The sequence below is a fragment of the Ruegeria sp. AA6 genome (assembly GCF_056542865.1).
On sequence record NZ_JBQGAN010000013.1, the window covers coordinates 109,873 to 135,394 of the forward strand.

At 55.8% G+C, this 25,522-nt stretch carries 34 protein-coding genes and 1 tRNA gene; 10 read left to right on the forward strand and 25 right to left on the reverse strand.

What is annotated here, in order from left to right:
* Nucleotides 1-9: 9 nt before the first annotated feature.
* Complete coding sequence (gene dgcA / locus ACR0LN_RS15600; protein WP_480430910.1) at nucleotides 10-975, reverse strand: N-acetyl-D-Glu racemase DgcA; 966 nt, start codon at nucleotides 973-975, stop codon at nucleotides 10-12.
* A gap of 65 nt (nucleotides 976-1,040) precedes the next feature.
* Nucleotides 1,041-2,042, reverse strand: coding sequence for an N-acetyltransferase DgcN (gene dgcN / locus ACR0LN_RS15605; protein ID WP_480430912.1), 1,002 nt, complete (start codon nucleotides 2,040-2,042; stop codon nucleotides 1,041-1,043).
* Between the two features lie 295 nt (nucleotides 2,043-2,337).
* On the opposite strand from dgcN, the gene ACR0LN_RS15610 reads away from it, so the two are divergent.
* Complete coding sequence (locus tag ACR0LN_RS15610) at nucleotides 2,338-3,300, forward strand: L-malyl-CoA/beta-methylmalyl-CoA lyase (protein ID WP_480430914.1); 963 nt, start codon at nucleotides 2,338-2,340, stop codon at nucleotides 3,298-3,300.
* A gap of 36 nt (nucleotides 3,301-3,336) precedes the next feature.
* Here ACR0LN_RS15610 and ACR0LN_RS15615 read toward each other — a convergent pair whose 3' ends face one another.
* Nucleotides 3,337-3,915 carry a PA14 domain-containing protein gene (locus ACR0LN_RS15615; RefSeq protein WP_480430916.1) on the reverse strand — a complete coding sequence of 193 codons (579 nt, stop codon included), beginning with the start codon at nucleotides 3,913-3,915 and terminating at the stop codon, nucleotides 3,337-3,339.
* Nucleotides 3,916-4,033: 118 nt separating this feature from the next.
* Complete coding sequence (locus ACR0LN_RS15620; RefSeq protein ID WP_480430970.1) at nucleotides 4,034-4,486, reverse strand: Lrp/AsnC family transcriptional regulator; 453 nt, start codon at nucleotides 4,484-4,486, stop codon at nucleotides 4,034-4,036.
* Nucleotides 4,487-4,559: 73 nt separating this feature from the next.
* On the opposite strand from ACR0LN_RS15620, the gene ACR0LN_RS15625 reads away from it, so the two are divergent.
* A complete protein-coding gene (locus ACR0LN_RS15625) occupies nucleotides 4,560-5,156 on the forward strand; it encodes a LysE family translocator (RefSeq protein ID WP_480430918.1) in 597 nt (198 codons plus the stop codon).
* A gap of 1 nt (nucleotide 5,157) precedes the next feature.
* Here the strand turns inward: ACR0LN_RS15625 and ACR0LN_RS15630 are convergent, their stop codons facing one another.
* Nucleotides 5,158-5,991, reverse strand: a complete 834-nt coding sequence (locus ACR0LN_RS15630; RefSeq protein ID WP_480430919.1) for an AraC family transcriptional regulator — start codon at nucleotides 5,989-5,991, stop codon at nucleotides 5,158-5,160.
* A 123-nt stretch (nucleotides 5,992-6,114) separates the two neighbouring features.
* Between ACR0LN_RS15630 and ACR0LN_RS15635 the strand changes: the two genes are divergently transcribed.
* The gene (locus ACR0LN_RS15635) at nucleotides 6,115-7,077 is read left to right on the forward strand and encodes an acetyl-CoA carboxylase carboxyltransferase subunit alpha (RefSeq protein ID WP_480430920.1); all 963 of its coding nucleotides are present in this window, start codon (nucleotides 6,115-6,117) and stop codon (nucleotides 7,075-7,077) included.
* Here the strand turns inward: ACR0LN_RS15635 and ACR0LN_RS15640 are convergent.
* The 3 genes from ACR0LN_RS15640 to ACR0LN_RS15650 form a co-directional block, all read right to left on the reverse strand.
* The gene (locus ACR0LN_RS15640; protein ID WP_480430921.1) at nucleotides 7,074-8,201 is read right to left on the reverse strand and encodes a lytic murein transglycosylase; all 1,128 of its coding nucleotides are present in this window, start codon (nucleotides 8,199-8,201) and stop codon (nucleotides 7,074-7,076) included. The two genes, ACR0LN_RS15635 and ACR0LN_RS15640, sit on opposite strands and share 4 nt — an antisense overlap.
* A gap of 111 nt (nucleotides 8,202-8,312) precedes the next feature.
* Complete coding sequence (locus ACR0LN_RS15645) at nucleotides 8,313-8,960, reverse strand: GntR family transcriptional regulator (protein WP_480430922.1); 648 nt, start codon at nucleotides 8,958-8,960, stop codon at nucleotides 8,313-8,315.
* A gap of 30 nt (nucleotides 8,961-8,990) precedes the next feature.
* Nucleotides 8,991-9,686, reverse strand: a complete 696-nt coding sequence (locus tag ACR0LN_RS15650) for a M48 family metallopeptidase (RefSeq protein WP_480430924.1) — start codon at nucleotides 9,684-9,686, stop codon at nucleotides 8,991-8,993.
* 100 nt (nucleotides 9,687-9,786) lie between these two features.
* Between ACR0LN_RS15650 and ACR0LN_RS15655 the strand changes: the two genes are divergently transcribed.
* The 3 genes from ACR0LN_RS15655 to ACR0LN_RS15665 all read left to right on the forward strand — a co-directional run bounded on the left by ACR0LN_RS15655 (nucleotide 9,787) and on the right by ACR0LN_RS15665 (nucleotide 11,060).
* Nucleotides 9,787-10,113: a TIGR02300 family protein gene (locus ACR0LN_RS15655; protein ID WP_480430925.1), complete on the forward strand. Its 327-nt coding sequence runs from the start codon at nucleotides 9,787-9,789 to the stop codon at nucleotides 10,111-10,113.
* A gap of 142 nt (nucleotides 10,114-10,255) precedes the next feature.
* Nucleotides 10,256-10,331, forward strand: a tRNA-Ala gene (locus tag ACR0LN_RS15660).
* A gap of 210 nt (nucleotides 10,332-10,541) precedes the next feature.
* On the forward strand, nucleotides 10,542-11,060 hold the full coding sequence (locus tag ACR0LN_RS15665; protein WP_480430927.1) for a hypothetical protein: 519 nt from the start codon (nucleotides 10,542-10,544) through the stop codon (nucleotides 11,058-11,060).
* Between the two features lie 461 nt (nucleotides 11,061-11,521).
* Here the strand turns inward: ACR0LN_RS15665 and ACR0LN_RS15670 are convergent, their stop codons facing one another.
* Nucleotides 11,522-11,722: a hypothetical protein gene (locus ACR0LN_RS15670; protein ID WP_480430928.1), complete on the reverse strand. Its 201-nt coding sequence runs from the start codon at nucleotides 11,720-11,722 to the stop codon at nucleotides 11,522-11,524.
* Between the two features lie 367 nt (nucleotides 11,723-12,089).
* Between ACR0LN_RS15670 and ACR0LN_RS15675 the strand changes: the two genes are divergently transcribed.
* The gene (locus ACR0LN_RS15675) at nucleotides 12,090-12,494 is read left to right on the forward strand and encodes a thermonuclease family protein (RefSeq protein WP_480430929.1); all 405 of its coding nucleotides are present in this window, start codon (nucleotides 12,090-12,092) and stop codon (nucleotides 12,492-12,494) included.
* A gap of 131 nt (nucleotides 12,495-12,625) precedes the next feature.
* Nucleotides 12,626-13,054 carry a hypothetical protein gene (locus tag ACR0LN_RS15680; protein ID WP_480430930.1) on the forward strand — a complete coding sequence of 143 codons (429 nt, stop codon included), beginning with the start codon at nucleotides 12,626-12,628 and terminating at the stop codon, nucleotides 13,052-13,054.
* A gap of 35 nt (nucleotides 13,055-13,089) precedes the next feature.
* On the opposite strand, the gene ACR0LN_RS15685 is transcribed toward ACR0LN_RS15680, so the two are convergent.
* The 9 genes from ACR0LN_RS15685 to ACR0LN_RS15725 all read right to left on the reverse strand — a co-directional run bounded on the left by ACR0LN_RS15685 (nucleotide 13,090) and on the right by ACR0LN_RS15725 (nucleotide 17,261).
* Nucleotides 13,090-13,260 (reverse strand): hypothetical protein, encoded by a 171-nt coding sequence (locus ACR0LN_RS15685; protein ID WP_480430932.1) that lies wholly within the window; start codon nucleotides 13,258-13,260, stop codon nucleotides 13,090-13,092.
* A gap of 41 nt (nucleotides 13,261-13,301) precedes the next feature.
* Nucleotides 13,302-13,535 carry a hypothetical protein gene (locus tag ACR0LN_RS15690; RefSeq protein ID WP_480430933.1) on the reverse strand — a complete coding sequence of 78 codons (234 nt, stop codon included), beginning with the start codon at nucleotides 13,533-13,535 and terminating at the stop codon, nucleotides 13,302-13,304.
* 1 nt (nucleotide 13,536) lies between these two features.
* Nucleotides 13,537-14,943 carry a phage major capsid protein gene (locus ACR0LN_RS15695; RefSeq protein ID WP_480430935.1) on the reverse strand — a complete coding sequence of 469 codons (1,407 nt, stop codon included), beginning with the start codon at nucleotides 14,941-14,943 and terminating at the stop codon, nucleotides 13,537-13,539.
* The gene (locus tag ACR0LN_RS15700) at nucleotides 14,944-15,177 is read right to left on the reverse strand and encodes a hypothetical protein (protein ID WP_480430937.1); all 234 of its coding nucleotides are present in this window, start codon (nucleotides 15,175-15,177) and stop codon (nucleotides 14,944-14,946) included.
* Nucleotides 15,174-15,578, reverse strand: coding sequence for a hypothetical protein (locus tag ACR0LN_RS15705; RefSeq protein WP_480430938.1), 405 nt, complete (start codon nucleotides 15,576-15,578; stop codon nucleotides 15,174-15,176). Before ACR0LN_RS15705 ends, ACR0LN_RS15700 begins: the two co-directional genes overlap by 4 nt.
* On the reverse strand, nucleotides 15,578-16,078 hold the full coding sequence (locus ACR0LN_RS15710; RefSeq protein ID WP_480430940.1) for a hypothetical protein: 501 nt from the start codon (nucleotides 16,076-16,078) through the stop codon (nucleotides 15,578-15,580). Before ACR0LN_RS15710 ends, ACR0LN_RS15705 begins: the two co-directional genes overlap by 1 nt.
* A 182-nt stretch (nucleotides 16,079-16,260) precedes the next feature.
* On the reverse strand, nucleotides 16,261-16,455 hold the full coding sequence (locus ACR0LN_RS15715) for a hypothetical protein (protein ID WP_480430942.1): 195 nt from the start codon (nucleotides 16,453-16,455) through the stop codon (nucleotides 16,261-16,263).
* Nucleotides 16,445-16,771: a hypothetical protein gene (locus ACR0LN_RS15720; RefSeq protein ID WP_480430944.1), complete on the reverse strand. Its 327-nt coding sequence runs from the start codon at nucleotides 16,769-16,771 to the stop codon at nucleotides 16,445-16,447. The genes ACR0LN_RS15715 and ACR0LN_RS15720 overlap by 11 nt, the downstream gene beginning before the upstream one ends.
* On the reverse strand, nucleotides 16,758-17,261 hold the full coding sequence (locus tag ACR0LN_RS15725; RefSeq protein WP_480430945.1) for a hypothetical protein: 504 nt from the start codon (nucleotides 17,259-17,261) through the stop codon (nucleotides 16,758-16,760). The genes ACR0LN_RS15720 and ACR0LN_RS15725 overlap by 14 nt, the downstream gene beginning before the upstream one ends.
* 316 nt (nucleotides 17,262-17,577) lie before the next feature.
* On the opposite strand from ACR0LN_RS15725, the gene ACR0LN_RS15730 reads away from it, so the two are divergent.
* The gene (locus ACR0LN_RS15730; protein ID WP_480430947.1) at nucleotides 17,578-18,690 is read left to right on the forward strand and encodes a hypothetical protein; all 1,113 of its coding nucleotides are present in this window, start codon (nucleotides 17,578-17,580) and stop codon (nucleotides 18,688-18,690) included.
* Nucleotides 18,691-18,986: 296 nt separating this feature from the next.
* Here the strand turns inward: ACR0LN_RS15730 and ACR0LN_RS15735 are convergent, their stop codons facing one another.
* From ACR0LN_RS15735 to ACR0LN_RS15765, 7 genes are all read right to left on the reverse strand, one after another.
* Nucleotides 18,987-21,491: a virulence-associated E family protein gene (locus ACR0LN_RS15735; RefSeq protein WP_480430948.1), complete on the reverse strand. Its 2,505-nt coding sequence runs from the start codon at nucleotides 21,489-21,491 to the stop codon at nucleotides 18,987-18,989.
* A 123-nt stretch (nucleotides 21,492-21,614) separates the two neighbouring features.
* A complete protein-coding gene (locus ACR0LN_RS15740; protein ID WP_480430950.1) occupies nucleotides 21,615-21,875 on the reverse strand; it encodes a hypothetical protein in 261 nt (86 codons plus the stop codon).
* An 87-nt stretch (nucleotides 21,876-21,962) separates the two neighbouring features.
* Entirely contained in the window at nucleotides 21,963-22,346 is a 384-nt protein-coding gene (locus tag ACR0LN_RS15745; RefSeq protein WP_480430952.1) for a hypothetical protein, read from the reverse strand.
* A 23-nt stretch (nucleotides 22,347-22,369) separates the two neighbouring features.
* A complete protein-coding gene (locus tag ACR0LN_RS15750) occupies nucleotides 22,370-22,540 on the reverse strand; it encodes a hypothetical protein (protein ID WP_480430954.1) in 171 nt (56 codons plus the stop codon).
* Entirely contained in the window at nucleotides 22,540-22,803 is a 264-nt protein-coding gene (locus ACR0LN_RS15755; protein ID WP_480430956.1) for a helix-turn-helix transcriptional regulator, read from the reverse strand. Before ACR0LN_RS15755 ends, ACR0LN_RS15750 begins: the two co-directional genes overlap by 1 nt.
* Before the next feature lie 92 nt (nucleotides 22,804-22,895).
* Nucleotides 22,896-23,369 carry an RNA-binding protein gene (locus tag ACR0LN_RS15760; protein WP_480430957.1) on the reverse strand — a complete coding sequence of 158 codons (474 nt, stop codon included), beginning with the start codon at nucleotides 23,367-23,369 and terminating at the stop codon, nucleotides 22,896-22,898.
* Nucleotides 23,366-24,484 (reverse strand): tyrosine-type recombinase/integrase, encoded by a 1,119-nt coding sequence (locus ACR0LN_RS15765; RefSeq protein ID WP_480430959.1) that lies wholly within the window; start codon nucleotides 24,482-24,484, stop codon nucleotides 23,366-23,368. Before ACR0LN_RS15765 ends, ACR0LN_RS15760 begins: the two co-directional genes overlap by 4 nt.
* Nucleotides 24,485-25,034: 550 nt before the next feature.
* Here ACR0LN_RS15765 and ACR0LN_RS15770 point away from each other — a divergent pair.
* Nucleotides 25,035-25,463, forward strand: coding sequence for a hypothetical protein (locus tag ACR0LN_RS15770; RefSeq protein WP_480430961.1), 429 nt, complete (start codon nucleotides 25,035-25,037; stop codon nucleotides 25,461-25,463).
* The last annotated feature ends 59 nt before the right edge of the window (nucleotides 25,464-25,522 follow it).

Sequence of the window (25,522 nt, forward strand, 5' to 3'; positions counted from 1 at the left end):
TATCTCTCCTCAGCCCCAGAGCGCCGCCACTGGCGGGTGCACTCCGGCGTCATCAAAATTCAGCGGGTTGTCGCGGTCTTCGGCCAACAGAAGCGGGCCGTCAAGGTCTGTGACCATCGCGCCCTGCGCCAACAGTGTCGCAGGGGCCATAGCCAGAGAACTTCCGACCATACAACCGACCATGACTTTGTAGCCCTCAGCCAGGGCAGCCTCGCGCAGGGCCAGCGCCTCGGTCAGGCCGCCGGTTTTGTCGAGCTTGATGTTAACCACATCATATTTGCCCTTCAGCGCAGGCAGACTGCCCCGGTCATGGCAAGACTCATCTGCGCACACAGGCACCGGGCGTTCCATTCCGATCAGCGCTTCATCTTCTCCGGCAGGCAGAGGCTGTTCAACCAACGCCACGCCCAAACGCACCAGATGCGGCGCGAGGTCTGCATAAACCTCGGCCGACCAGCCTTCATTCGCGTCCACAATGATCGTGGATTTGGGCGCGCCCGCACGCACAGCCTCTAGGCGAGGCATGTCGTCCGGCGTGCCCAGCTTGATTTTCAACAACGGTCGATGGGCATTGGCGGCTGCCTGAGCCTGCATCTTCTCGGGCGTATCCAGCGACAAAGTGTAGGCAGTGATCTCTGGCCCAGGCATAGTCAGTCCGGCCAGTTCCCAAGCACGCTTTTCGGCACGTTTGGCCTCCAGATCCCACAAGGCACAGTCCACGGCATTGCGGGCGGCACCAGCGGGAAGCAGATCCATCAGCGACGCACGATCAAACGTCTCGGGCAGTCCGGCGATCTCGGCCTCGACCGTCTCCAGCGTCTCATCATATCGCGCGTAGGGAACACATTCGCCCCAGCCCTGATGCGCTCCGTCCGATACGCGCGCAGTCAGAACTTTGGCTTCAGTTCGCGACCCGCGCGAGATCGTAAAGACCTGCGCCAGCCGGAATACATCACGAGAGACATCAATCTGCACGCGCCCGCTCCTTCATCTTTTCAAAAAATACTCCCGCCGGAGGCATCCCCGGCGGGGTTCTTTGATCACATTGCGGCCAGCGCGTCGACCAGCTTGCCTGCACCAAAACGATAGGGGTCCGTGGCGGGCAGCCCCATCTCGGCCTCGACCTGTTCGATATAGGCGCGCGCGTCGTCTTCACTCAGATGCTGGGTGTTGATCGAGACACCTGCGACCTGACAATCCGGGTTCGCAACCCGCGCCAAGGGCAGCGCTGTATCCCGCAGTTGCGCGAGGGTTGGCAGCGAATATTCAGGCAGACCGCGCATATGCGTGCGGGTCGGTTCGTGGCACAGGATCAGCGCGTCCGGCTGACCACCGTGGATCAGAGCCATGGTCACACCCGAATAAGACACATGGTAGAGCGACCCCTGCCCTTCGATGTGATCCCAGTGATCCGCATCGTTTTCAGGCGTCAGGTATTCCACCGAGCCGGCCATAAAGTCTGCGACCACCGCGTCAAGCGGCACGCCCTGCCCGGTGATAAGAATGCCAGTCTGGCCGGTAGCGCGGAAGGTCGACTTCATGCCGCGCTTGCGCATTTCGGCATCCATCGACATCGCTGTGTACATCTTACCCGCCGAGCAATCGGTTCCGACGGCTAGACAGCGTTTGCCGCTGCGCTTTTTACCGTTGGCGATGGGATAGCCAACCGTCGGAACGCGCACATCATGCAGAGTGCCGCCATGAGTCTGCGCCGCTGCCACCAGATCGCCTTCATCGCGCAGAAGGTTGTGCAGGCCCGAGGCCAGATCGTAGCCCATCTCAAGCGCGGCGACCAAAACCTCTTTCCACGCTTCGCTTATGATGCCACCGCGGTTGGCTACACCGATGACCAGCGTCTTGGCGCCCGCCGCTTTGGCTTCGGCCAGCGTCATGTCGGTCAGGCCCAGATCAGCCTTGCAGCCATCCATTCGATATTGGCCCACAGCATTCTCGGGACGCCAGTCCCGGATGCCAATGGCCACTTTGGCCGCCAATTGGTCGGGCGCATCGCCCAAAAACAGCAGGTACGGTGTCTCGATCATTGCGGTCTACTCCTTTGATTCCGCCGCAGCCTATGGGACCTGCCTGACGAGTGTTTTGCGTTTTCATCTGCCCCAACCGGTGCGAACAGGAAATTTTCGCATCAGTTCGCCATTAGGCACAAGAATCTTTCAAGTTTTCGCAGTGATTAAACTTTAATCACGGACGAAACCCGATATTGCGGCGAATGCTGCGAATGCATTGCCGCAGTTGCACAAAGGAGCTTGCGCATAGCTGCGCAATTTAATACCTCAATGAGCAGGAAAATTGTAATTTCATTTCTCGCACGAGGTCCAGATGAGCTTTCGCCTTCAACCCGCAGCCCCTGCGCGCCCCAACCGTTGTCAGCTGTTCGGACCGGGATCGAACACCAAGCTGTTCCCAAAAATGGCCGCGTCAGCAGCGGATGTGATCAACCTCGACCTTGAGGATTCGGTCGCGCCCTCGGATAAAGATGCCGCCCGCGCCAATGTGATCGAAGCTTTGAACACTGTGGATTGGGGCAGCAAATACATGTCGGTGCGGATCAACGGTCTGGACACGCCGTACTGGTATCGCGACGTGGTGGACCTGCTGGAACAGGCCGGGGATCGGCTGGATCAGATCATGATCCCCAAGGTCGGCTGCGCCGAGGATGTCTATGCAGTGGACGCGCTTGTCACCGCTATCGAGCGCGCCAAGGGCCGCACCAAGCCGATTTCCTTCGAAGTCATCATCGAATCCGCCGCCGGCATCGCGCATGTCGAAGCCATCGCGGCGTCGTCCCCCCGGATGCAAGCGATGAGCCTGGGCGCGGCCGATTTCGCGGCCTCGATGGGGATGCAGACTACCGGCATCGGGGGAACACAGGAAAACTACTACATGCTGCGCGAAGGCGAGAAACACTGGTCCGATCCATGGCATTGGGCACAAGCCGCCATCGTCGCTGCCTGCCGTACCCATGGCGTTCTGCCGGTCGATGGACCCTTTGGCGACTTTAGCGACGATGAGGGCTATATCGCACAGGCTAAACGCTCGGCCACTTTGGGTATGGTCGGCAAATGGGCGATCCACCCCAAACAAATCGCGCTGGCCAATCAGGTCTTCACTCCATCGGATGAGGCCGTATCAGAGGCGCGCGAAATCCTCGCCGCGATGGAACAGGCCAAGGCCAATGGCGAAGGCGCGACCGTTTACAAAGGGCGTCTGGTCGATATCGCCTCGATCAAACAGGCCGAAGTAATCGTGGCTCAGGCCGAACTGATTGCCGCCAACGGCTGATTGAAGTGAAAAGGCGCCCTACAGGGCGCCTTTGTGTTACCGGCCAAAGACGTTGTTAGGTGTCCACGTAACCCGCTCACCCTTTTTGCCCGACTTCATCATCAGGCAGGACGTACCCAGCTTTTGGTAATAAAAAATCTTCAGAGGATACCATCCCGCCTGTGGAACCTCGACTTCGGTTCGTTGATTAGCCTCGCAGCCTTGTATACCATTCACGTGGCCAATCTGTTGGCCACCAACCCAGGCTTCTATCCCGTCGTTCGACCATGTTTCGAGTTCGTATGTTCCAGGTGAATCAAAGCGCATATACCCCGTCACCTCGGCGGCAACATTGTAAGCGCCGTCGAACGTCATGACGTCCTCACCCTTACTGGTGTCTCTATAATCCAATCCGCGCAGTGGTTTTCCGGGTTGCGCTTGCGACAGCAGGCTTTTTGCCTGGCTCAGATCTCGGATCTTTTTATGTTGATTGCCTGTGCCATAGTATTTCACATTCAACCCGGCCTTTGGGCTGGGTTGCGGGTTGGCGGGTTGCAGTTTCAACGGTGCGGACAAAGCCGCCCCGGCGATCAACGCCAAGGCCGCGGCAAACGCTCCGGTTCGGACATATGTCATTGTCGTCTCCCTGAATTTGGCTCTATTGGGGTTTATCCCCTTATGTTTGAGCTTTTTGATGACAGTAAGACGTGACGATTGGCCCTGCAAGACGGTTAAAGATTACGTTACCCAGCTGTTAAGCTCGCATATCCTTTGGCGACCCCATCACCACGTATGAGGTGATTGAGGTCACATGCGGCAGCGTTCCCAGCACGTCCGTATGGAAAGTTTTATAGGCGGGAAGGTCCGCGCACTCGACACGCAACAGATATTCAATGGTTCCTGTGATGTTGTGGCATTCCACCACTTCCGGGGCGCGCTGCAAGGCGCGTTCAAACCCCTCCTGCGCTGCCTTGGTGTGCTCGCCCAAACCCACACCAATATAGGCGACAAAGCCCACACCCAGAGCGACCGGGTTCAACACGGCACGGTAGCCTGAGATCACGCCAGCACGTTCAAGCTCCTGCACACGACGCAGGCAGGCCGAGGGGGAAAGGCCAACACGGTCCGCCAGTTCCAGATTGCTGATACGCCCATCGCGCGTCAGCTCTTGCAATATCTGATGGTTTATGTGATCAATTTTCGCCATTAATTGCGAAACTACCCCCAACACGCACGAAAACGCAATTTCATTTGCCGGTTTTTCACCGATTATCCGCGCCATGACCTATGACATCCTTCTGGCCCTGATCGCCTTTGCCTTTGTTTCGTCCATCACGCCGGGGCCAAACAACCTGATGCTGATGGCATCGGGCGCCAATTTCGGGTTTCGCCGCACGGTTCCCCATATGCTGGGCATCGGCGTGGGATTCACGGTCATGGTCGTTCTGGTTGGTGCGGGGCTAGTGCAAGTGTTTGACCGATATCCGGTCACCTATACGGTGCTGAAAGTCGTCTCGGTCATCTACCTGTTGTACTTGGCGTGGAAGATCGCCCATGCCGCTCCTACCAAGGGCGCTGACGCAGAAGGCGACCCTATGACATTCCTGCAAGCCGCAGCGTTTCAGTGGGTCAACCCCAAGGCTTGGGCCATGGCATTGACGGCCACCACGGCCTACACGCCGGAAAACACGCTAAAGGCCATTTTGGTGGTGGCGCTGATATTCGGCGCGGTGAACCTGCCCTCGGTCAGTACATGGACCGTGCTGGGTCAGCAAATGGCGCGAGTCCTGACGAACCCGCGCCGGTTGGTGGTGTTCAACTGGACTATGGCAGCGCTGCTGGTTGCGTCGCTCTACCCGGTCCTGTGGCCGAACTGAGTTACTTGAGCGGAAGGCAAATTTCGGTCAGCAACTCTTCGGGCGCGGTTTCGCGCGGATCGTTCAGGTAGATTTCGTAACAAGGCTGGTCTGCCGGTTCTTCGCCCGATTCGGGCAGCCAGTTGCCGAACAGGCTGTGATACGCGCCCTCAAGCCCCGAATATGGGCCTTTGAAAGTCAGAACGGCCGTCTTGCCCCCAGAAATCTGAACAGATTCCATCCCTTCCGGAGTGCCATCACCACGGAACTCCGCGCCAGCATAGCTGCGCAGATCTTCTTCAGGTACGGTGTCAGGGCTGTCCATATAGACACCAATGACCGGGCCAATCTGCGGCCAAAGCTGGCGGGATTCACACAAGGCACCAAAGGCTTCAAAGCTCTTGCCGATCTTGGCATAGGCTCCTTTATGCGGCAGGGCGACAACGCGGCGGGCAGGTTCGGTACGGGTCGTTACAGGATACATGGGATACTCTCCGGTTCTGAAATGTGGGTTGGCCGGTAGAAACTGCCCGGCATTGCGAAAGGCAGCTGGGCTGCTGCCATAGGCCTCAGAAAAGGCCCGCGCAAAAGAGTTCAGGTTAGGATAGCCCACGTCCGACGCAATCTGTGCGACAGGCGTGTCGGATTGCACCAAGCCTGTTGCGGCGCGATGTAGTCGAATCCGACGCACTGCCTGCGCACAAGTCTCGCCGGTCAGCGCGCGAAACACGCGATGCCAGTGAAACCGGGACATTGCCGCTACATCCGCCAGTGCATCCAGTGACAGGTCCCCGGCGGGGTTATCGTGGATATAGGCCAACACGCGCAGAATGCGGTTTTCGTAGCTGGTTGCCATTGGCACCCCTTCCTTGTTCTTTGCCCATCCGTGGTCGCATATCCTGCATCCACAAATCTTGCTGAGTTGCATCCCGGACGACCACACGTCATATAGCAGGGAACTTCCGCGTTGAGAGGCGTCATGACCCAGTATCTGGATTTCGAAAAACCCCTGGCCGAGATTGAAGGCAAGGCCGAGGAACTGCGCGCGCTGGCCCGCGCCAACGAAGAGATGGACGTGGCCGAAGAAGCCGCTGCGTTGGACGCCAAGGCCGCCAAACTGCTGGAAGAGCTGTATGACGATCTGACCCCTTGGCGGAAATGTCAGGTCGCGCGTCATCCTGAGCGGCCCCATTGTCAGGACTATGTCAAAGAGCTGTTCACCGAGTTCACCCCTCTGGCGGGTGACCGGAACTTTGCGGACGATCTGGCGGTGATCGGTGGTCTGGCGCGGTTCAACGACCAGCCGGTGATGGTGATCGGCCACGAAAAGGGCAGTGACACCAAATCACGGATTGAACGCAATTTTGGCATGGCCCGCCCCGAAGGGTACCGCAAAGCCGTGCGCCTGATGGAGATGGCCGGACGCTTTGGCTTGCCCGTGATCACTCTGATCGATACGGCAGGTGCCTACCCCGGCAAAGGGGCCGAGGAACGCGGTCAGTCTGAAGCCATCGCGCGCTCGACCGAGATGTGCCTGAAGATTGGTGTACCGCTGGTTTCGGTCATCATCGGCGAAGGTGGTTCGGGCGGGGCCGTGGCCTTTGCCACCGCAAACCGCGTCGCGATGCTGGAACATTCGGTCTATTCGGTGATCTCGCCTGAAGGCTGCGCCTCGATCCTGTGGAAGGATGCCGAAAAGATGCGCGAAGCCGCCGAGGCGCTGCGCCTGACCGCACAAGACCTGCGCAAGTTGGGTGTTTGCGACCGGATCATTACAGAACCCAAGGGCGGCGCCCACCGGGATCGCGAAGCAACCGTCGAGTCGGTGCGCGCAGCGATTGCCGCCATGCTAAAGGAGCTGGAAGGAAAAGATGCGACGGCCCTGATCAGGGACCGCCGTCAGAAATTCCTGGATATCGGTTCGAAAGGTTTGGCAGCCTAACCGCCCAATTGCCGCAGCAACTGAACCGAGGGTTTGCCGGTGACGGCCAACCCATTACCACGTTGGTATCCGCTGATTGCGGCTTCGGTGTTCTTGCCGATCACCCCGTCCGCGCCCTGTGTGTCATAGCCGGCTGAAGTCAGACGCCGTTGAAGCTCTTTGCGGTCTTCCAGCGTCAGACCCGTGGCGTCCGGCCCGAACGAGGCTTGGAACGGTGCACCGCCCGCGATCCGATCCGACAGGTGCCCGACGCCAATCGCGTAACTGTCCGAGTTATTGTAACGCTTGATCACATTGAAGTTGCGGAACACGGCAATACGCGGACCCGGCTTTTGCGGCTGCAACACCGCGACAGGTGTGCCGGAAACCGTGCCGACCTCTCCGCCCCATGATTGTCCACGCACCCAACCTGCACGCGCGAGATAGGCGGCGGTTGAGGCCAGCGAGTCCGTTGGATCATCCGACCAGATGTCCCGCCGCCCGTCACCGGTGAAATCCACCGCATAAGCCAGATAAGAGGTTGGGATGAACTGCGTATGCCCCATCGCCCCGGCCCAGCTACCGGTCATGTTGGCAGGTGAGGTGTCACCCTCCTGAATGATCTTCAGTGCCGCCACCAACTGCTTTTCAAAGAAGGCACCACGCCGTCCGTCATAGGCCAGCGTTGACGTTGCCGAGATCACCGGCACGTCGCCCCGACGCGCGCCATAGCGGCTTTCCAAGCCCCAGACGGCCACAACAACCTCTTTATCGACGCCATACTTCGCCTCGATCTGCGACAAGGTGCCTGCGTGGCGCACCAGCATCTGCTTACCGGTGGCAATCCTTTCGTCCGAGGCCGCAATGGCGAGATAATCCTCAAGCGAGCGTTTGAATTCGACTTGGTTACGATCGCGCTTGATCACGCCGGGCAGATACCCGGCCCCCTGAAAAGCGCGATTGAGCGTGGTTTGCGAAATCCCCTGTGCATTTGCGCGCCCCTTGAAGCTCGCCACCCAAGCGTCCCAGCCTGCGTTGGGCACGGCCCGCATCCGCGAGGCTGGTGCACTGGTTGATGAGCCCGTGGAACAAGCTGCAAGCAAGGTCGACCCGAGCCCCAATGAGAAAATGCGTCGATTGATCATGTCTGAAATCTGCTCTTGTTGTGATTTGGTCCAGAGTAACCCAGACCTAATCTCCAAGCCACAACGAGAGTGCCCCATAGGCGCGATTTCAGACCTTCGGCGACAAGCCGCCTAGCTGACCAGCAACCGCAGGCCCTGCGTCACGTCCGAGCGGACAGCCAAGCGCAATCCGGGCTCGTCCCCGGCCTGCAAGGCGGCGATGATCAGCTTGTGGTTATGCGGCGGATCGGTCCGCCGCAACCGACCGTAAAGCGCCCGCATGGTCGGGCCAAGCTGCAGCCAGACTGTTTCAGCAATCGCCAGCATCGCCGGGGCCTGCGCCCGCAGATAGAGCGTGCGGTGAAATTCGAGGTTGGTACGGATGTAGCCGACTGCATCGCGTTTGGTGACCATCTCGGCCACGTTCATGTTGATGCTCTGTAACCGATCGATCAGCGCCATATGCGCCCTTGGTAATGCGCGGCTGGCCAGCTCAACTTCAAGCAACGCACGCAGGGCAGCCAGTTCCTCGATCCGGTCATTGGTCAATTCAGGGGTCGACACACGACCTGAAGTAGAAAGAAACAGCGCCCCTTCGGCCGCCAACCGCCGAACGGCCTCGCGGGCGGGGGTCATCGAAACACCGAATTCCTTGCCAATTCCCCGCAGGGTTAGCGCCTGCCCCGGAGCCATTTCTCCATGCATGATGCGCGCGCGCAGGGCGCGGTAGACTTTGTCATGTGTGGCAGTCTGAGATTCAGAGGAACGTGCAGTCAACATTCGACCATGTGATCACAAATGGCCGCCAGGTCAACTCACGGCCACGTCAAATCTATACTGGTGAAGTTCCGCGCCATTTTCGCGCAGCCAGCGCCGCTGATCTCGATAGTCACCAAAAATGCGCTCGACCTGCGCCCAGAAGGCAGGGGAATGGTTCATTTCGGCCAGATGCGCCACCTCATGCGCGGCGACATAGTGCAGGATTTCTGAAGGTGCCAGGATTAATCGCCACGAAAACATCAACCCACCGGCGGAACTGCATGACCCCCAACGGGATCGGGTGTCGCGGATGGTCAGGCTTGAGTAAGACCGGCCCAACATTGCCGCATAATCATCGCTGGCCCCGGTCAGGCGATCTCGTGCCAATTCCTTGAGAAAGCGCGCCAGACGCCTCGCCTCGGCCCCTTGCGGCACTGCAATCTCATCACGCCGGAGTTGAACACGGCGGCCCGAAGCGGGAACGATTCGCCGCGCGACCCCCTCGATGGGAATGGTCTGGCCGAACTGAACCACCGCCGGGTCGGGGCGGTCCTGTAGATGCTGTCGTATCCACCCCTCTTTGGTACGGGCAAAACTCAGCGCTTCAGCTTCGGGAACACCCTGCGGGTAAGTCAGCGTAACCCGCCCATCAAGCTGAGAAATCCGTAAGCTGATCCGCCGCGCCCGCGCCGATTTGCGCAATGTCAGCGGCACCGGAGGCTTGCCGGGCAGTGCGTGGTCTCCCATATGCCTGTTTCTCCTGCTCAAAGGCTTTGACAGTGCCCGCTGCATGTGGCACGTGACCTGAATCGTTATTACGACTCACCTGATATCAAGGGGATTTGACATGCCCAAGGAAGAATGGGGCGTAAAGCGCGTTTGCCCAACAACCGGCAAGCGGTTTTACGACCTAAACAAGAACCCGATCGTTAGCCCCTACACTGGCGAGATCGTGGAGCTTGAGACCGGCAAGAGCCGGATGATTGCTGCAGATGCAGAAGATGCCGCGTCGGCCAAAGCGCGTGAGAACGCGTCGGAAGAAGATCTGGTTCTGGATGATGAAGACAATGTCGACGTCGATCTGGACGATGATCTGCTGGACGATGATGACGACGGCAACGATAACGTCTCGCTGGACGATATCACCGACATGTCGTCGGAAGACGAAAGCTAAGACCGGTCAGGGGCGGCCCCCGCCGCCTCATGTCCACTCTCGGATCCGGGACGGAATGTTTTTGGCATTTTCCATTTTTTGGACTTGCACTATCCGTCGCCGTCTCATAAACGTCCGTCCACTGCTTCGGCAGTACTAGGATGGGGCCTTAGCTCAGTTGGGAGAGCGCTTGCATGGCATGCAAGAGGTCAGGGGTTCGACTCCCCTAGGCTCCACCAAATTACCACACAATTACAAACGATTACGGTCTGCCTCGGCACGACTTGGCCGGGAGTGCGCCCCGCGGGGGTGCGTTCGGGGTGCAGTATGGCCCGCAATATGGGCAATATGGGCTAGCTTGATGTCAAACGAATCTTGACAGCCCCAAGAACAGATGCAGAACTTTTTTGCTATGAAGAACACAAATCAAGCGATACACGGCCGATAGCATGAACCAAAAACTATTGACGTTATTTTTTGCCTTCTGTTCTGCCCCCACATTTGCCGACGTTACTTACTACTCTCCAAGCGATTACCCAGCCGCTTGGGTCGGTATTGCTGATCATGCAAAAAACGGGTGTTGGACAAACATTGGTGAAACGAAGACGTACGCTGAAGATCAAATGGCAATGGCAGGCTTTAACGTTATTGATGAACCCGTTATCGGGGAACAAGACGTAAACCCCATACTCTCAGAAAACGGAGTTGCGCTTTGGATTACGGTCCATGGGGTTAGATTGAGCAATGGTCTTTGCGTAGGCTACATTGACGCGAAGTTTTATGCCGCGATGAAAAACCCAAATCGACCGGATTTAACTTTCGTTGGAATGATGGGGCCGAGCTTTGCTCCGTACTCTGTCTGGAGCGACCAAAACTTTAACACATATGCTTTGGATCATATAAAGGACTTCATCCCAGTTTGGGTGGGCGAAGGCGTTGTTGATGACACACGTGTGGCCGGAAACTGATGCTCAAATGGCCCCGAACGATTCCGTATGACTTGAAGTGTCGGCTGGAACAGTTGCGTGAGTATCGCAGCGAACCAAGCATACAAACCCAATGGGGCGAAATACTGGAATGGTTGGAAAAGCACGGTGTTGAACCACCCGATCAAGCTTTGCCGACCGAACCAGAACTAAAAGGTCCGGTCGGCCACTCGTGACGGAAAACCCGTTACCCCCTCACTAAGCCCCCCCAAAAAAACCGCGCTGTTCGGAGGGAAACCAATTGAACAACGCGGGTAGCAGTTTGGGGTAAATTAGTTACGAGACGAATCACAAGTTGGATCAAAGTTCCCCGCGCCGCCCTAATCTGGGATGATGGGCAACGCGGGGACTTAGTCTGACCATGGGACTGCCCAGACTAATTGGGGCAAGTGAGATACGGGGCTATACGCTGGTTGGATCAAACACTCGCTCAGAGGCGTGAGTTAGGTCGTCGGTTGTTCTGGTGCGTCACCCAGCGCCAGCAGCAGCAAAATTGCGAGTATTGGCGACCCGACCAGACCAATCAAAAACCAGATCAAACCAGATCGGTTGCGTCGTCCTGCCATTGTGATCGGCAGGATGTAAAGCCAGATCACAAAGACGCCTAAAACGATGAGGAATAACAAACCAACTAACCCGTCCATCGCATCTGAGCCTTTCGTTCGATTGCTTTACGTAAGTTATTAATCAGTAGAACTTTAGTTTTGGCATAAACAAAACAACTTTTGGCACTAAATCGAAAGCAACTTCGAACAGAAAAACCCAAATCAAACAAGCTATTCTCAGCCGCTGAGCAAAGGGTTTTTTGTATCAATGGAACTAGTTGTGTTGGCCGTGATATTTGGCGGGCTGTTAATTAAGTTCACTGGCTCAAGTCGATCTATAGGTCGCTCCGTTGGCCGTGCAGTTGGTCGTTCCAGTCGGAGAAGAACCCTAAAGCCAGTAATTCGACCTAACAATCGACGACCCATCCAAAAGCCGTCCTACCCAATCCCAGCAATGCCAAAGAGCATGATGCTGCAGGGGCGTGCTTATGTGATAGATGGTGACACGATACGAATAAATGGAACAAAAATTCGTTTGGCTGGAATTGATGCTCCAGAATTGGACATGCCATATGGCCAAAAATCGAAGTGGGCGATGGTCAACATCTGCAAGGGACAGATCATCACCGCAGAACTTGATGGGGAAAGGTCTTATGATCGACTTGTAGGTACATGCTATCTACCCGATGGTCGCGACATAGGTGCAGAATTAATCAAACAGGGATTGGCACTTGATTTGCCGGAATTTTCTCGTGGCAAGTATCGCCATTTAGAGCCAAATGGAGTGCGGCGAAGATTAGCCAACGGCCAGTTCGGGCATGCTTCAATCCGCATTCGACGGCAGACGACAATAAAGGTGAGACGTAGCTGAACAATATGCCTTGGAAGCTGTATGTCGTTCAGAAGTTCGACAACCGTTCAAAAGGCAAAAAACCATCGACGAAAACCAGTGAACCAGACCCGAAGCCCAGCTCCAGTTAAAACACGTGCAAGGAACATCGAATGCTCAAGGTATTTTTGACAACTGCATTTTTATCAGCCGCGGGTTCAACGGCCTACGCAACTGACTATTTGATTTTTGGCGGAACTGGCCACGACGTGTATTTGGGCTGCTTGAACTGCAACGAACTTAATGGTGACTCGATCTGCAACAAGTTTGGTAAAGGCAACAAATTTGATTCCGACAGCATTTTTAACAAGTTCGGACAATTTGGTAACAAGTTCAGCTCATCCAGCCCTTGGAACAAGTTTTCCTCTTCCACTGACGTGCCAGTTTTGGTGGATCGTGACGGTAATTTTTACGGCTATTTCACAACGAATAAGTTCCGTCCCGACGCCGTTGGTTTCTCAGATTTACTAGCTGATATTTTCGAAGCCGCAGATGGCGATATGGACGTTGCGAGGGAACTGCTTTGTCGGTCGCTGAAGTAGTGGCAGTACTTAATGCGCATTAGGGTCTCGCTTGCTCATAGGCTGACGACCCAGTCGTCCACGGCCTTATCGACCTTGACCAGTTCTTCATGGTTCAGATCGCGATTCAACTCATCTGACAGAATACGGATCATTTCCGCTTTCATCAGTTCGCGAGGATCGGGTTCGGATTTCTTTTTGCGGGGCATGGGTCCATCGAAAGGCATTGTTCAGCTTCCAGGTATTTGGGGTTACGGGGTGACTTCGTTCATTTGCGCTTCCCTTTCCGTTTGACCTGAACAGGCGGCAGGAATTGCGCGGCAAGTAGCCGGTCGGTCTTGCCGGATGGTGTCATCCACGAAACCTGATCACTGTGCCGCACACCCGCGTCGGCCAGTATCTTGCCGATCTGGTCGGGTGTTGTGGCGGTGGATGTCACGCCGTCAATGTAGATGGACGTCTCGCTACTGTGGCGATGCTGGGTCAGACTGATCTGTCTCATCCTACCACCCCACTCCGGTCAGATACGCCGTCCGAGCGGTTCGGATCATGCCGTACTCACAGGGTTGGATGAGACGAAGCGCAACGGACCACGTCTGCGACATAGACCTGACAACGGTGGCCGGTGTGGTGCCAGCCGCATCGCTGATGTGGATCGATCCACCGGCATCGTTAACCGCGTTCTGATCGGACATCGCGGGCTGTGTCGTCGGGTCATCGTCCGCAAGGCTAAGGGTCGCAGTTTGGCTTACCTCCACCATCGGAGTCGGCAACCACGATGCGTAGTCCGCACAGTCGAGAATAAATAGGTGGTCTCCGACGATGCTGGTCGATACCGCATAGGGCGTGCCTAAAATCGTGCCTTCATCAAGTTCGCGCTTAAACACCCAGTCGCCGCTTTCCCGCCACAACCTGAGCCTGAGCAGCCGCGACGGGTCCATCAGGATCAATGGCCGCTGCGGTCTGTCAATTGAGTTAATCAACCAACTCAAGTCAGTGATGATCGACGCCAGATCATTGCCCGCTGATGGTTGGTTCACGGCACCGAACCACGGGCTTGCGGGACGAATACCAGCGACAGCGCCAAAGGTCGGATCGAAGTGTGCATCGTCCAGCATTTGCGTCGTATCCTGCTGGATTGACGAAAGCAGAATCGCCCTCAAATCTTCAACGGATGTGTCGGCCAGTTCTCGGGTCGCGATTGAAATGACAGCCGCCTTTTTCCGGCTGAATGAGATTGACGAATAGCTGTCCGACTTCACCGGGATGGTGGCACCTTCTCCGACGAAACTACCGGCCATCGAACCCTTGGCCGATACCGTGCGGAACGGGTAGGTCACGTTCTGCGCACTATCCAGAGGTAAGGTGCGGCCACCATTTGCACGGATCGCTTTAACACCGGACATGTCGGGCAAGCTATCGATCCAGCCACCGCGAACACTTTCCACCATGTCGGCCATACCGACGATGTCGGTGGTTGTGTGTGGGTTCGATGCCGACTTCGCCAAATACGACTTCGTCAACTTGCGCATCATCCGGCCTTCATCGCCGGGGAACTGATCACGCAATACGTCGTCCACATCAACCTGCGCGACGTAGCGTTTAACCTCACAGGCGACAGCGGTGGCAAAGGCTTCGACCGGGCTGATCTTCACCGTGCCTTTCGGTTTGTATGGTGCCTTCAACGTGGCTTCCAGCTTTTGAGGCTGGTCGAGACGTTTGCGCAGTGCGGCCAGTTCACCCTTGATCGCGGGCAACTCGGCGCGGATTTGGTGCGCTTCTTCCAGTTCGGCGGCTACGGCCTCATAGGCCAGTTTCGCGTCCAACTGTTCAAGATGGTCGGTGGCGGTCTTCCGGTTCTTCGCGCTAAGACCTTTCAGGCGCGGATCGTCTTTGAAATCGCGGGGCATTTAAAGCACTCCTTCCATGCGCAGCACCCTGCGGGCGCAATCTTCTAGGTGTGGGTGATCGTCCGCGAACTGCTTGATCCACGCCCGGTAGGCGCGGCGGTGTGTGCGTTCGCAGATCGCCTTGGCTTCGTCCGCAGACTTACCTTCTATTGCTGTCAGTTCAGCCATCATCAGTGCCTTTGTCTTGCGCAGTTGCCGGGGTAATTCGTGCCGGATGGTATGGACATCGATCATCGGTACACCTCCGGGTTCTTAGCCATCGCGGATTTGACGATCTGGGTGGCGTCGTTGTCATCGTCATTGAACTGATGCAGGGCTTTACCGATGGCCGACGTCACATCAGCCTGAGCCTTGGCAAGCTGTTCCTCTAACTGTGAGATGCGTTCCTCATAGGGCGCGATCAGATCACCAATCACTTCGGCAACGGCGTCCAGTTGCCCGACCTGATCCTTGCGCATCTGGTCCAGCATCATCCGCATCATCATCTGACCGTTCGGGCTGACCGTCTGGGTGGCAGGATCGAAGCGGACAACATTATCGCCACCGGCGCCGGACCCACCGATCTGCTTACCTTCGAAGTAAAGCTGGTCGCCGGGGTTAGTCTGTTGTGGTCCGTCAAATGGGTTTTGCGACATCAGGATTTTCCTTTTCGCTGTTTCGCGGCTGCGCTGGATGCGTCGAGATAGGCATCGCGGATCGCTTTGACCTTCGGTGACTTCATGTCGAACCCGACCGACGGCAGCTTGGCCGACAACAACATCAGCAGACTTGCGGATCGAAGTTCGTCGGTGTTGGCATCAATGCGATCTTCGGCATCGTTGGCGCATCCTTCGGCACGGGTGGCGGTTTCCCGGCACGCAACGGCCAGATGATCCAGAGTTGCCCCGGAAACACCCAGACGGCACGCAAGGCTGGCGAGACGGGCAACAGGGCTGTCATGCGTGTGTGTGTCACGGGTCCGCAGTACCAAGGCCGCGCGATCCGCATCAGCAGCAAAGGCGCGGGTCTCGGCAATGGCGGTAGTTACCGCGCGGTTATCGGCTTCGAACTGCTGGGTGATGGCCCGACGTTCTTTAGCCGCAGACTTAGAACCACGTTCTTCCTCTCGGCTCAACTTATTGGTGGTAGCCTTCAAGTGAGGGACAGCTTTAACCAGCTTTCTCGCTAATTTAGGGGCGGTGCGTCTGGTCACGTGCATTGCTGTCGTCCTCGTTAGGTGGACCCAGCATGTCATCCGACAGGTTAAATCGTCAAATTATATTTATTTTTCAATATATTACGGTAATCGCGAAACTCGGATCAATTTCCAGGTGATTGTCACGACAAAGCAATATCTCTCACACCATCCCAATATTGCTGAATGTCACAGCCTAGCATCAGAGCCACGGCCAGACCGTCCTTTGACAACCAGATTTTGCTGTCTTCGTCGCCGCGCTTGGCCGCTGCTAAATGGTGCTGGATCGCCGTCACCCACAGGTTTGCGCACCCTTCGGCTGTCAGGTCACGCGCCATAGGTATCACTACTCTGATGCGGCCAGTCGCCGGGGTTGGCGACTTTGTGCTTCAGACCTTGCAGCCCGGTTGGCCATCCCAGCTTGCGACAGCGCCCGTTGAATTCCATCAGATCGCTACAGGCTTCCGTCATCCATCGTTCCGGCCAGTTGCCCCACAGAAAACAATCATCGACCTGTTTACCGAGACCAGCGGCTTCCAACCGATGAGCGATCCACAGCAGGATCATCATGCGCCGGTCGGGGTCGTTCTCAGGGATCGGGGGAAGATTACCCCCACAGGCACGGACGACATCACCCCGACTAATGAAGTTCATTGCTACCCATCCATTCATCGAAGTCGGAAGGTTTGGTCGTTACTGGTGCGCCGGTGGTGTAATCGGCAGGACGGGGCGTGTTTGCGTCACTGTCGCAATGTCCGTCACGTTGCCGGACACCCGCATCCCTGAGTGACGTTGCCACCATACGACGCAACTCACCCTGAAGTTTGTAGCCGGGATGTGTGACCCTGAAGCCGGTCTTGGTCGTCTGGAACGTCGGTTCGTTCAACAACTCAATCGCCAGATAGAACAACTTTTCCATTGCCGCCGCTGCTGTGACGATCAGGATCAGATCGGCAATCGCCCATTCGTGCCGGGTGCGATAAATCTGCGTGTAGTATCCCCGACCTTTATCACCCAGCAGATCGGCGCCCGGAATATCCATCGGGGCGGCTGCTATCGACAGGTCCGGCTTGCGTTGTTCTGCTAATAAGGCTGCTTCGCTGTCATTTGCCGCCTTTCGTCCTCGTTTGTTGTGTCTGGACATGAAACACCCCTAAATCGACGCGGATTGACGATTATTTTAGCCCGATTAGTTACATTCGCAACGGTTTCATATTGCAACCACTTGGGCGGCAACTCGGTTCACGTGGATTAAACGGGACCCCGCGCGGTGCTGGATTGCAATCTGTCTGCTAGAACACGCCGGCCCACCCTTTTGGCTGCAACGTCAGCGTGTTACGTGTCACGTTTAGAGGTTAACGTAAGTGCTTGCTGGTCACGATGCAGAGTTTTGTTGAGTAGTTATCAGCAGTAACCTACGCAAAATTCAACTTTAACAAGTAATTCTTGGAGGTAATCAATTGACCAAACTGCCAAACCGAATATCAGTGTTCAGGGAAATCATAGAACTAAAGAGCGGCGACTTAACTTCAACAAACTCACTGGATATTGGCACGGACAATAGAAGAAACCCACCTGGAACTGTGGCTGTATCCCAAGAAGAAATTGAAAACGGCTTGGAAGCACTGTCGGAGTGGGCGAAAATATATATCACGATGGTCCAGGTTGGCGAATCTGGAGAAGAAACACTCTACATCCATTCTCCTCAAAAGAAATTGAAGATATTTTCATTAAACGGGAGCAGAAACACTGCGAAAACCTTAGTAAAAAACGCAGACATTTCGGCTTCGGCAACGAATAGCAAATGGCAAGTCTATGAAAATTGCAGAATTTTAAATCTAACAATCTCTCAAGACTGTAGAAGTGCTATCATAAAGAATTGTAAAATCGGGCGATTAAACTTACCGGCAAAAGCTGAAAATTTGAGTATTCAAATTGAAGACAGTCATGTCTGCCAACTGCTCGTGCCTCGGACCTTCGACGCTTCTGACTTTAAGATACAGCAGTGTTCGTTTTCTGGTTCGTTGGAAAGGTCCAGCTTGATCATTGGTGACACCGTTCGAACACTCCCGCGCCTTGACAGGCAGTCTTTCAGCAATCTCCTTAATTGGGCTTCCAATGTGGGCAACTCTGAAGTCGCACACATTGCGCGTGGCAACGAGTTAAGAATTGAAACCGTAGAAGCCAAAGGTATCGAGAAAGCTTTCCTTTTGATTTGGTGGTGTCTTGGCGATTACGGCCTATCGCCCGGTAGACCCCTAAAATGGTTGATAATAATTACGATTGCATTGTTTGCGGTTTTGATGTTCCAAGGCACCGTTGTTTCAATCCCAGCTGTTGCGAAGGGATGGCAATCAGCATTGATCGATGGGGTTGGATCGGACAATGCGTATAAGTCGGCAGTAGCCACGCTTAACAACCTTATTTCACCTTGGAGTTTCTTGTCGCCGCGAAGAATTGTCCAACCGGCAACTTCTTTGGGTATCGTGGCCACAGGAATTCACAGCGCATTAACTGTCATACTTGTTCTTCTGACGGGATTTTCTCTCCGTCGCAGATTTCGTTTCAGCTAAGCGAAGGTAGTGAGGCTCTTTGACCAAGGAATTTGGCTGGTGTTTAGCAGTGCGGCTACTTCATGCTCAGGCGGGGACGCATACACCAAAACTACAGGACAAATACTAGACGTATTGGTCCGCATTGGTACATATAGCGTCCCGTCGATAGCCCGCTTTGGTAGACGGGAAAACAAGAAGACAAGGATTCCCATACGATCTTCAACTCTATTCCTTGTCACATTTTCATCCTAAATTATCCAATAAAAACAAGGCAATCATACCTTTTTTACAAGTTCGTAAGAATCTTTGTCTACTTATCTTCTCACATACTTTGCAGCACTTTTGAACGTGCCGCTCGTTACTAAACCGGCACGTTCCCACCCATGTGCTTTCAGTATTCCAGCCACACGATTGCTGTCACCACGTGTCAGATCGCCTTTGGCAACGATGCCTGCAAACTTTAGGATTTCCTTTATAGAAATCTCGTTCTTCTTCTCTACGTAACCCAACACATCAGATGTCCACGGGTCGTCTTCGTTGCGTTTCTTCTGTTCGACAACGGCCAGTTGTTCGACCACACCCGACAGCCACCACTTTGGATTGTCGCTGTACGACGCGACAGCTTCGGCCCATAACTGATCCCGATCTTTGCGCAGCGCGACCAGATCGATCTTTGTCACCTGAACAGGCCAGAACCGACGGTTTCCCGTTTCATCACGCAGATAGTTGTCTTGGTTGGTGGTGCCGATGAAAATGCAACGGCGTGGACGTTTGATCTTGTCGCGGGTATAGGCTGGCCGAAACCGGTCGTCCTGACGGGCCAAAAATGACTTGGTGGTTTCCATGGTCGCGCGGTTCATCATGTCCAGTTCGGCCATTTCTACGAACCAGAGACCGGCCAGATAATCGGCGGCGTCTTTGTCTTTCAGTGGCGGCAGACTATCACCAAAATATTCGTCACCGGCCAGCACGCGCAACATCTGGGATTTATGGATACCTTGGCGACCTTCAAGGATCGGCATTGTATCCATCTTGCAGCCCGGGTTCAGCACACGTGCGACCGCACCAACCAACATGCACCGCCCCACTTCATTCGTGTAGAGATTGTCGGCAGCACCCGCATGGGTCGTTAGCCATTTATTCAGACGCGGCACACCATCCCACCGCAAGTCTTCCAGATAGTGCCGCACCGGGTCGATTACGTTCTGGTGGGCCGCTTTGACCATCGCGCGGCGTATGATCGTTTCCTTGGCATTGTGGAAGCCGATCCGGTTAAACCACGCTTCAGCGTGTGCCACATCCAGATCGGTCATGTGGTGGGGTTGGAACGTGCGGCCATCGGATGACGGGACAGGTTTGCAAATTACGATTTCACCGGTGAAGTCGTTGAACGCCAGAACGTCGGCCCAGTCGTCATGCACTTCCAAGATCGCTACGGCAGTGGCCAGACACCAACGAAGTTTGCCGTCCACCATGACATACTCGCCTTCAACCACCGACCGTGCGGTTTGCACCACCGGTACAGGCGTGGTGTTTGGTATCTGTCCCTTTTCCGGCCCACCAGCGGTCATGAATACCTGTCCGACCAGATCGGGCGGCATGGCCATTTTGTAGACCGCACCGCCATGCGCGTACGAATTGATCAGACCTGAATTAAACACCATGGCCTTACCACGACCATCATCCGGGTCCATCGGATCACCAAGTGACTTTTCGTGGTAGCTGCCCAGATCGCGCATCACTTCACCGACCGTCTTTTGCCCAATCTGCGGATCATCGAAATAGAGGATATGATCGACTGCTAAAACACCCTTGTCAGCCATCGCCAGATCGGCACGGATCGCGTCTGTTGTCCTGCCGGTGCGTTTGGCCTCATCCGATACGAATGCGTCACGCGCGGCCTGTGACGCCCCGGCCATCCGGTCCCGTGACGCACGCACAAGATCATCAAAGCTGGCCTGTTCTTCGTCCGTCAGGTCTGGCAAGGCGATCCGGGTGTCCAATAGCCCCGCCCCGGAATAAACGGTGGCCTCGCGGCTGGCCGCGTCCTGCATTAGAGGTTCGGCTACAATGGGCGCACCTTCAAATATCAGACGTTCAGGTGTACCGACCGCACGATCCACCACCGACCTTTCCAGCAACGCACCACGCTTGCCGACCAGATGCCAGCCGTACCCGGCCAAAAACATACGCTGGTGCAGAACCTTCAACGCCCTGTCGATGTCGTTGCTATCCAGTACAGGAAGGTAAAGGTGAAAACCCCCGCTGTCGGGGTAAGTCTCGCCGGTCTGCCCGTGCCATAATCCCGATGACGTGCTGTTGCGGTACACATGACCGACTTCGAACCCGCCCTGTATTTCGTTCAGGATCGCATCGACAACGCCCGGTGAGGCCAAACTCTTGCTGACATGGTCGGGCATTCCTTTCTGGTCGAAGTCTACCAACATGAATCCCGGCTGGCCGGATCGGTATCCGATGTGATCTTGTGATCTGGTGATACATGATCCCGGCGGCATCGTCGCAACCTGCGCCTTGGTCACCACGGGCCAAACCGCACCGCCCAGAGGGTCGCACGACACCACCCCCAGAGTGATCGCCTGATGACTTGTCAGATTGTTCAGCAGTACCGCCAGATCATCCAACGATGACAAATGCAACGTTTGGGCCGTACCGGTTTCCAAGGCGCATTGTCTGCTGTCGTTGTGAGGTAACCCGGTGCCGTTAAGATAGATCGACTTGGACATAACGCCGTCAGCCTTGGTGACCAGCGTCACGGCAATTGTTGCGCTTGTAACTTGTTCCGGGGTATTCATAAGCATGGCTCTTTCTATTGGTATGACGGGGTCAGTCAGTTCGCCCCCGGCCCATCACAGGCCGGGGGTTTTCCGTTTCTGCAACCGTCGGCCATGATCGACACCGGAATTACGCAGGAACGGTATTCTTTAGGCGGCTTCTGCTTCAGCCAGCAACCGATTGACCAGCATCGGGGCAAGTGCGCGCGCAGCGTCCAGAGTCGGCCCGTTCTCGCTCAACTTGCGACCCGTACGGCGCAAATAGGAACTACCTGGAATTTGCTCTAACGCCTCAACGGTACACTTCCACGACACCATTGGGATCGACTCGCGGATCACAACGCACGCACACCGACCTGCAAATCCGATGGTGGTGCCATTGACCCATTCGACTGATTTTGTATTACTCATTCCTACATCCTGAGAGTTGGGGGCAACTGACACATCGGCCCCCGGTTTCGTTCACGCCCCGGCCCCCAATGGTCGGGGCGTCTGCTTTTAGGCGGCGGTTTTGTACTGACGTTCCTTGAACACGATCATGAACGACCAAGGGCCGATGTAGGATCGGAAGGCTTCGGTCATCATGGAATGGGTGCAGCCGCCCCACCGATACGGCCCAGCTTCCCAGCAGACCGCCCAAACGTTCGGTTCGTCGGTCATGTCCATGCGTTCGCCCGGTTCCCAGATCGCCAGTTCGGTGTCGGGGTTTTGCCCAAACCAATCGTCATCGGGTGTGGCTTCTTCGATCAATTTGACCAAAGCGGCGTGAAAGGCACGGGCGGCACTTTCTGCCGATGTGTGTGCGTTCGGATCGAAGTCGATGTCACGTTCGACAACACCGTCACCTTTGCCGGGGATATGATCCCAATAGCGGATTTTCATTTGTCAGTTCCTTTCAGTGAGGTTTAAGCAGCATCCGCTTCCAGAGTGGCGCCCGCAGCCTTGCAGTCGTTCACCAACTCAAGCGCATAGGCCAGTAGGTCATTCAGGGCTTCGGGATCGGTCGGGTTTTTGCGCAGGGCGTCGGCACCGTCTTCGACCACGCTGGCGCCCATCAGGACATCGTCAATATCCATCACGCTGCACCCCGTTTGAGGTCCGCGTTCAGAACGCTGTCGTCAGCCAAGAGGCGCGGATCGTTCAGATCGCGCAGCTTCTTCCGGTAGTGCAGCCAATCATCCACTTCGGCTTCGACGTAGCCGTTGGTGTGTTTGGTCAGCGGCACCCGCTTCGGAAAGAGGTTCTTCTTTTCCAGTTCGGTGATAGTGGTGCGGGACAGACCGGTCCGGTCTGAAACCTCGCTAATGCGCATAATGCGCAGGGTCCGTTCTTTGGACATTTTGTGTCACCCCATTTGTTAAAGGTGACACCCAATATTGCGATAAAAAACGGTCCGTATAGGAGTCAAAAAGGGTCTTTTGCCTTTTGTCCCTATACTTTTTTTCGACCGCGACGGTACGCCGTGATCAGGCTGGATGTTTGGCGGGTGTTGAACTGCGCGGCCAGATCAGCATTCTCAGCCATCACAGCGGCGATACAGGCCGCAATGGTTTGTCCGGTCGCCTCGCGCTTGGCATCGACCAGACGGGCGAACTCTACATCGCGGGTGTTGGTGGGGCGCCCATAGACAGGCGACTTGTCCAGATCGACACCAGCACGGCGCAAATAGGCCATAGCACCCAATACTTCATCCAAGGTCGCACCGGCCCCGTCCCGGTCGTCTGCGTCCCACAGGGCCAGCCCAGCACGCGCACGGCGCAAAACCTGACGGGCCAGAGCGTGACCAGTTTGCAGATCGATGTCGTGGCGACGTTTGGCTTCGGGATCGTCCAGCCAATAACCGGGTGATCCGTTCAAATGCTGTAGCCGTTCGATGATCTGGCGCAGTTCTTCACCCGCGTTCATGACGCGACGATCCGATCCACAGCGTTTGCCATGCGGACATAGGCGTCCCGCATTTCGTCGCTGTAGTCGTAGAGGTCATACACCGCTTGCATCCGCGCAGCCCCCGCCAGAGCGTGACCCATGCAACGTTCCGCGATCAGGTGGTTCACACCTTCCCGGCCCATGATGGTCCGTCCGGTGCGCCGCAGATCGTGCCATGACCAATTGCTGGTGCCGGACAATTCATGCAGCCGCTTCAGAGTGCGGTCGAAGTTGCTGGTGATCGGAAAGATCGCACCGGACTTCACGCCGCGCTTGGTGAATACTTCGGCCAGTTGCGGGGCAATAGGGTGCGCTTCGGTGCGGTATCCCTTGCCACGTGTTTTGAAGATACGGGCTTGCCAGATACCAGCATCGTGATCGATGTGTTCGACTTCTGCCCCGGTGATTTCCTGACGACGGCGCATCGAATAGATCAGCGCCAAGGTGAAGTCGCGCCAAAGCGGTGTCAGCTTCGATGTGGCCAGAACAACCGCCTTCAGTTCCGCATCGGTCAGAACGCGATCCTGTGGCGTTTCCGGCACCAGATCATCCAACCTGCTATTCGGAATAGGTTGCCCCGCATCGGCCCAACGCAGGACGGTGGACAGATACCGGCACGCACGTTTGGCCGCGACGGTGCGATCCTTCAACACCGGGGCAAGCATCACAGTTTCGGAAAGTTTGCGCACCGGCTGGGCTGCATCATAGCGATATTCGATCTGGCGGCGCATGTCGGGCCATGACGCCAAGCCGTGGCCTTTCTCGTTCGCATAGGCGTCCATCAGATCGGCCAACGTGCGGCGATCCTGTGTGGCTAAGACCTTCTGACCGACCGCACCATTGACGGCAGCTTTATCGGCTTCTGCGATCAGGATGGTTGCAGCCTTGCGTGCATCGCCAAGGCTGGTTGCGGGGTACTGACCGATGGTCACCTTGCCGGTCTTCCGAGATTCGAGACGGAAAGTTTTGACACCGCGTGCGGTTACTCTCAGTCTCAGACCCGGCACACCATCAACGGAATAGTCGGATCGATCCTGACCGGGTTTAACGGTTGCGGCCTTCACGGCTGCGTCGGTAGTAATAGCTTGGGCCATGTCGTTATTAGCCTTTCGTCTCATGGTCTGGGGGCGGTGTTTGTTTGGCGACAGGACCGCCCCAATTTCGTTTGGGGGTGCGCTGGGGGTGCGCCCCCAGTGCGTTGCATGGTGCATATGGGCATAATGGGGGGGTTTGTGCAAGAGGTCATATGCACAAAAATCTTATATAAATAACGCTATGGGCAGCATGGGAAGGTTTCGGGGGTGCGGCTGGGTGTGCATGGCATGCAAGAGGTCAGGGGTTCGACTCCCCTAGGCTCCACCAAAACCTAACAATACAACTAGATAGTAAGCATTAGAGCGGTGTGACACACAGGTGTGACACAAAATGAAGCTGCATGCATATCTCTCACTGTCCAGACATGGCATCTACTACTTTCGTTGGCCACTGCCCGACACAAGACCAAAACCCAACACTAGACCAAGCACCACACGTAGGACCATTCGGGTGTCTTTGCGTACGAGATGCCCTAAAGAGGCTGGCACTCTGGCACGGCGTCTTGCAGTGTGCGGCGACACAATAACAAAGCACATAGAACAATCGGGCATGAACTACCGCGAACTACGCACAAAGGTGCACGAGCATTTCAAGAGAGTATTGAAAAGGGCAAAGGCGCGCAGGGATGAACTCGGCCCATTCACCGATCCTGAGAAGGAGCGCATGATTGCTACCCTCCAATACTATGAGATGGATAACGAAGACTGCTGGCAGTTGATGGGTAAGGAATACGCTACGCGGGAATACCAAAAATTCTGCGATGCTGCTAACGTAGCGCAAACCCAACCGGTCGAGACCAAATGGGCTATCCTTGATGAAATTCGAAAAGCGCAGGCCAGTTTTTACAAGGCTCTGCTGGAACACGATAAGACGTTCGAGAGCTACGATTTCAGCACGAAGCCCAGCGCGATTGTAAGCGCCGCGAAATGCGCTCACGCCAGTTCCAGTGAGCAGCCTCATCTGACTGGTCCAAATTGATTGTTAGTGCATCATCGGCGTGTGATCCATCGGGACGATGGTTTCAGGCGCTGGCGGGC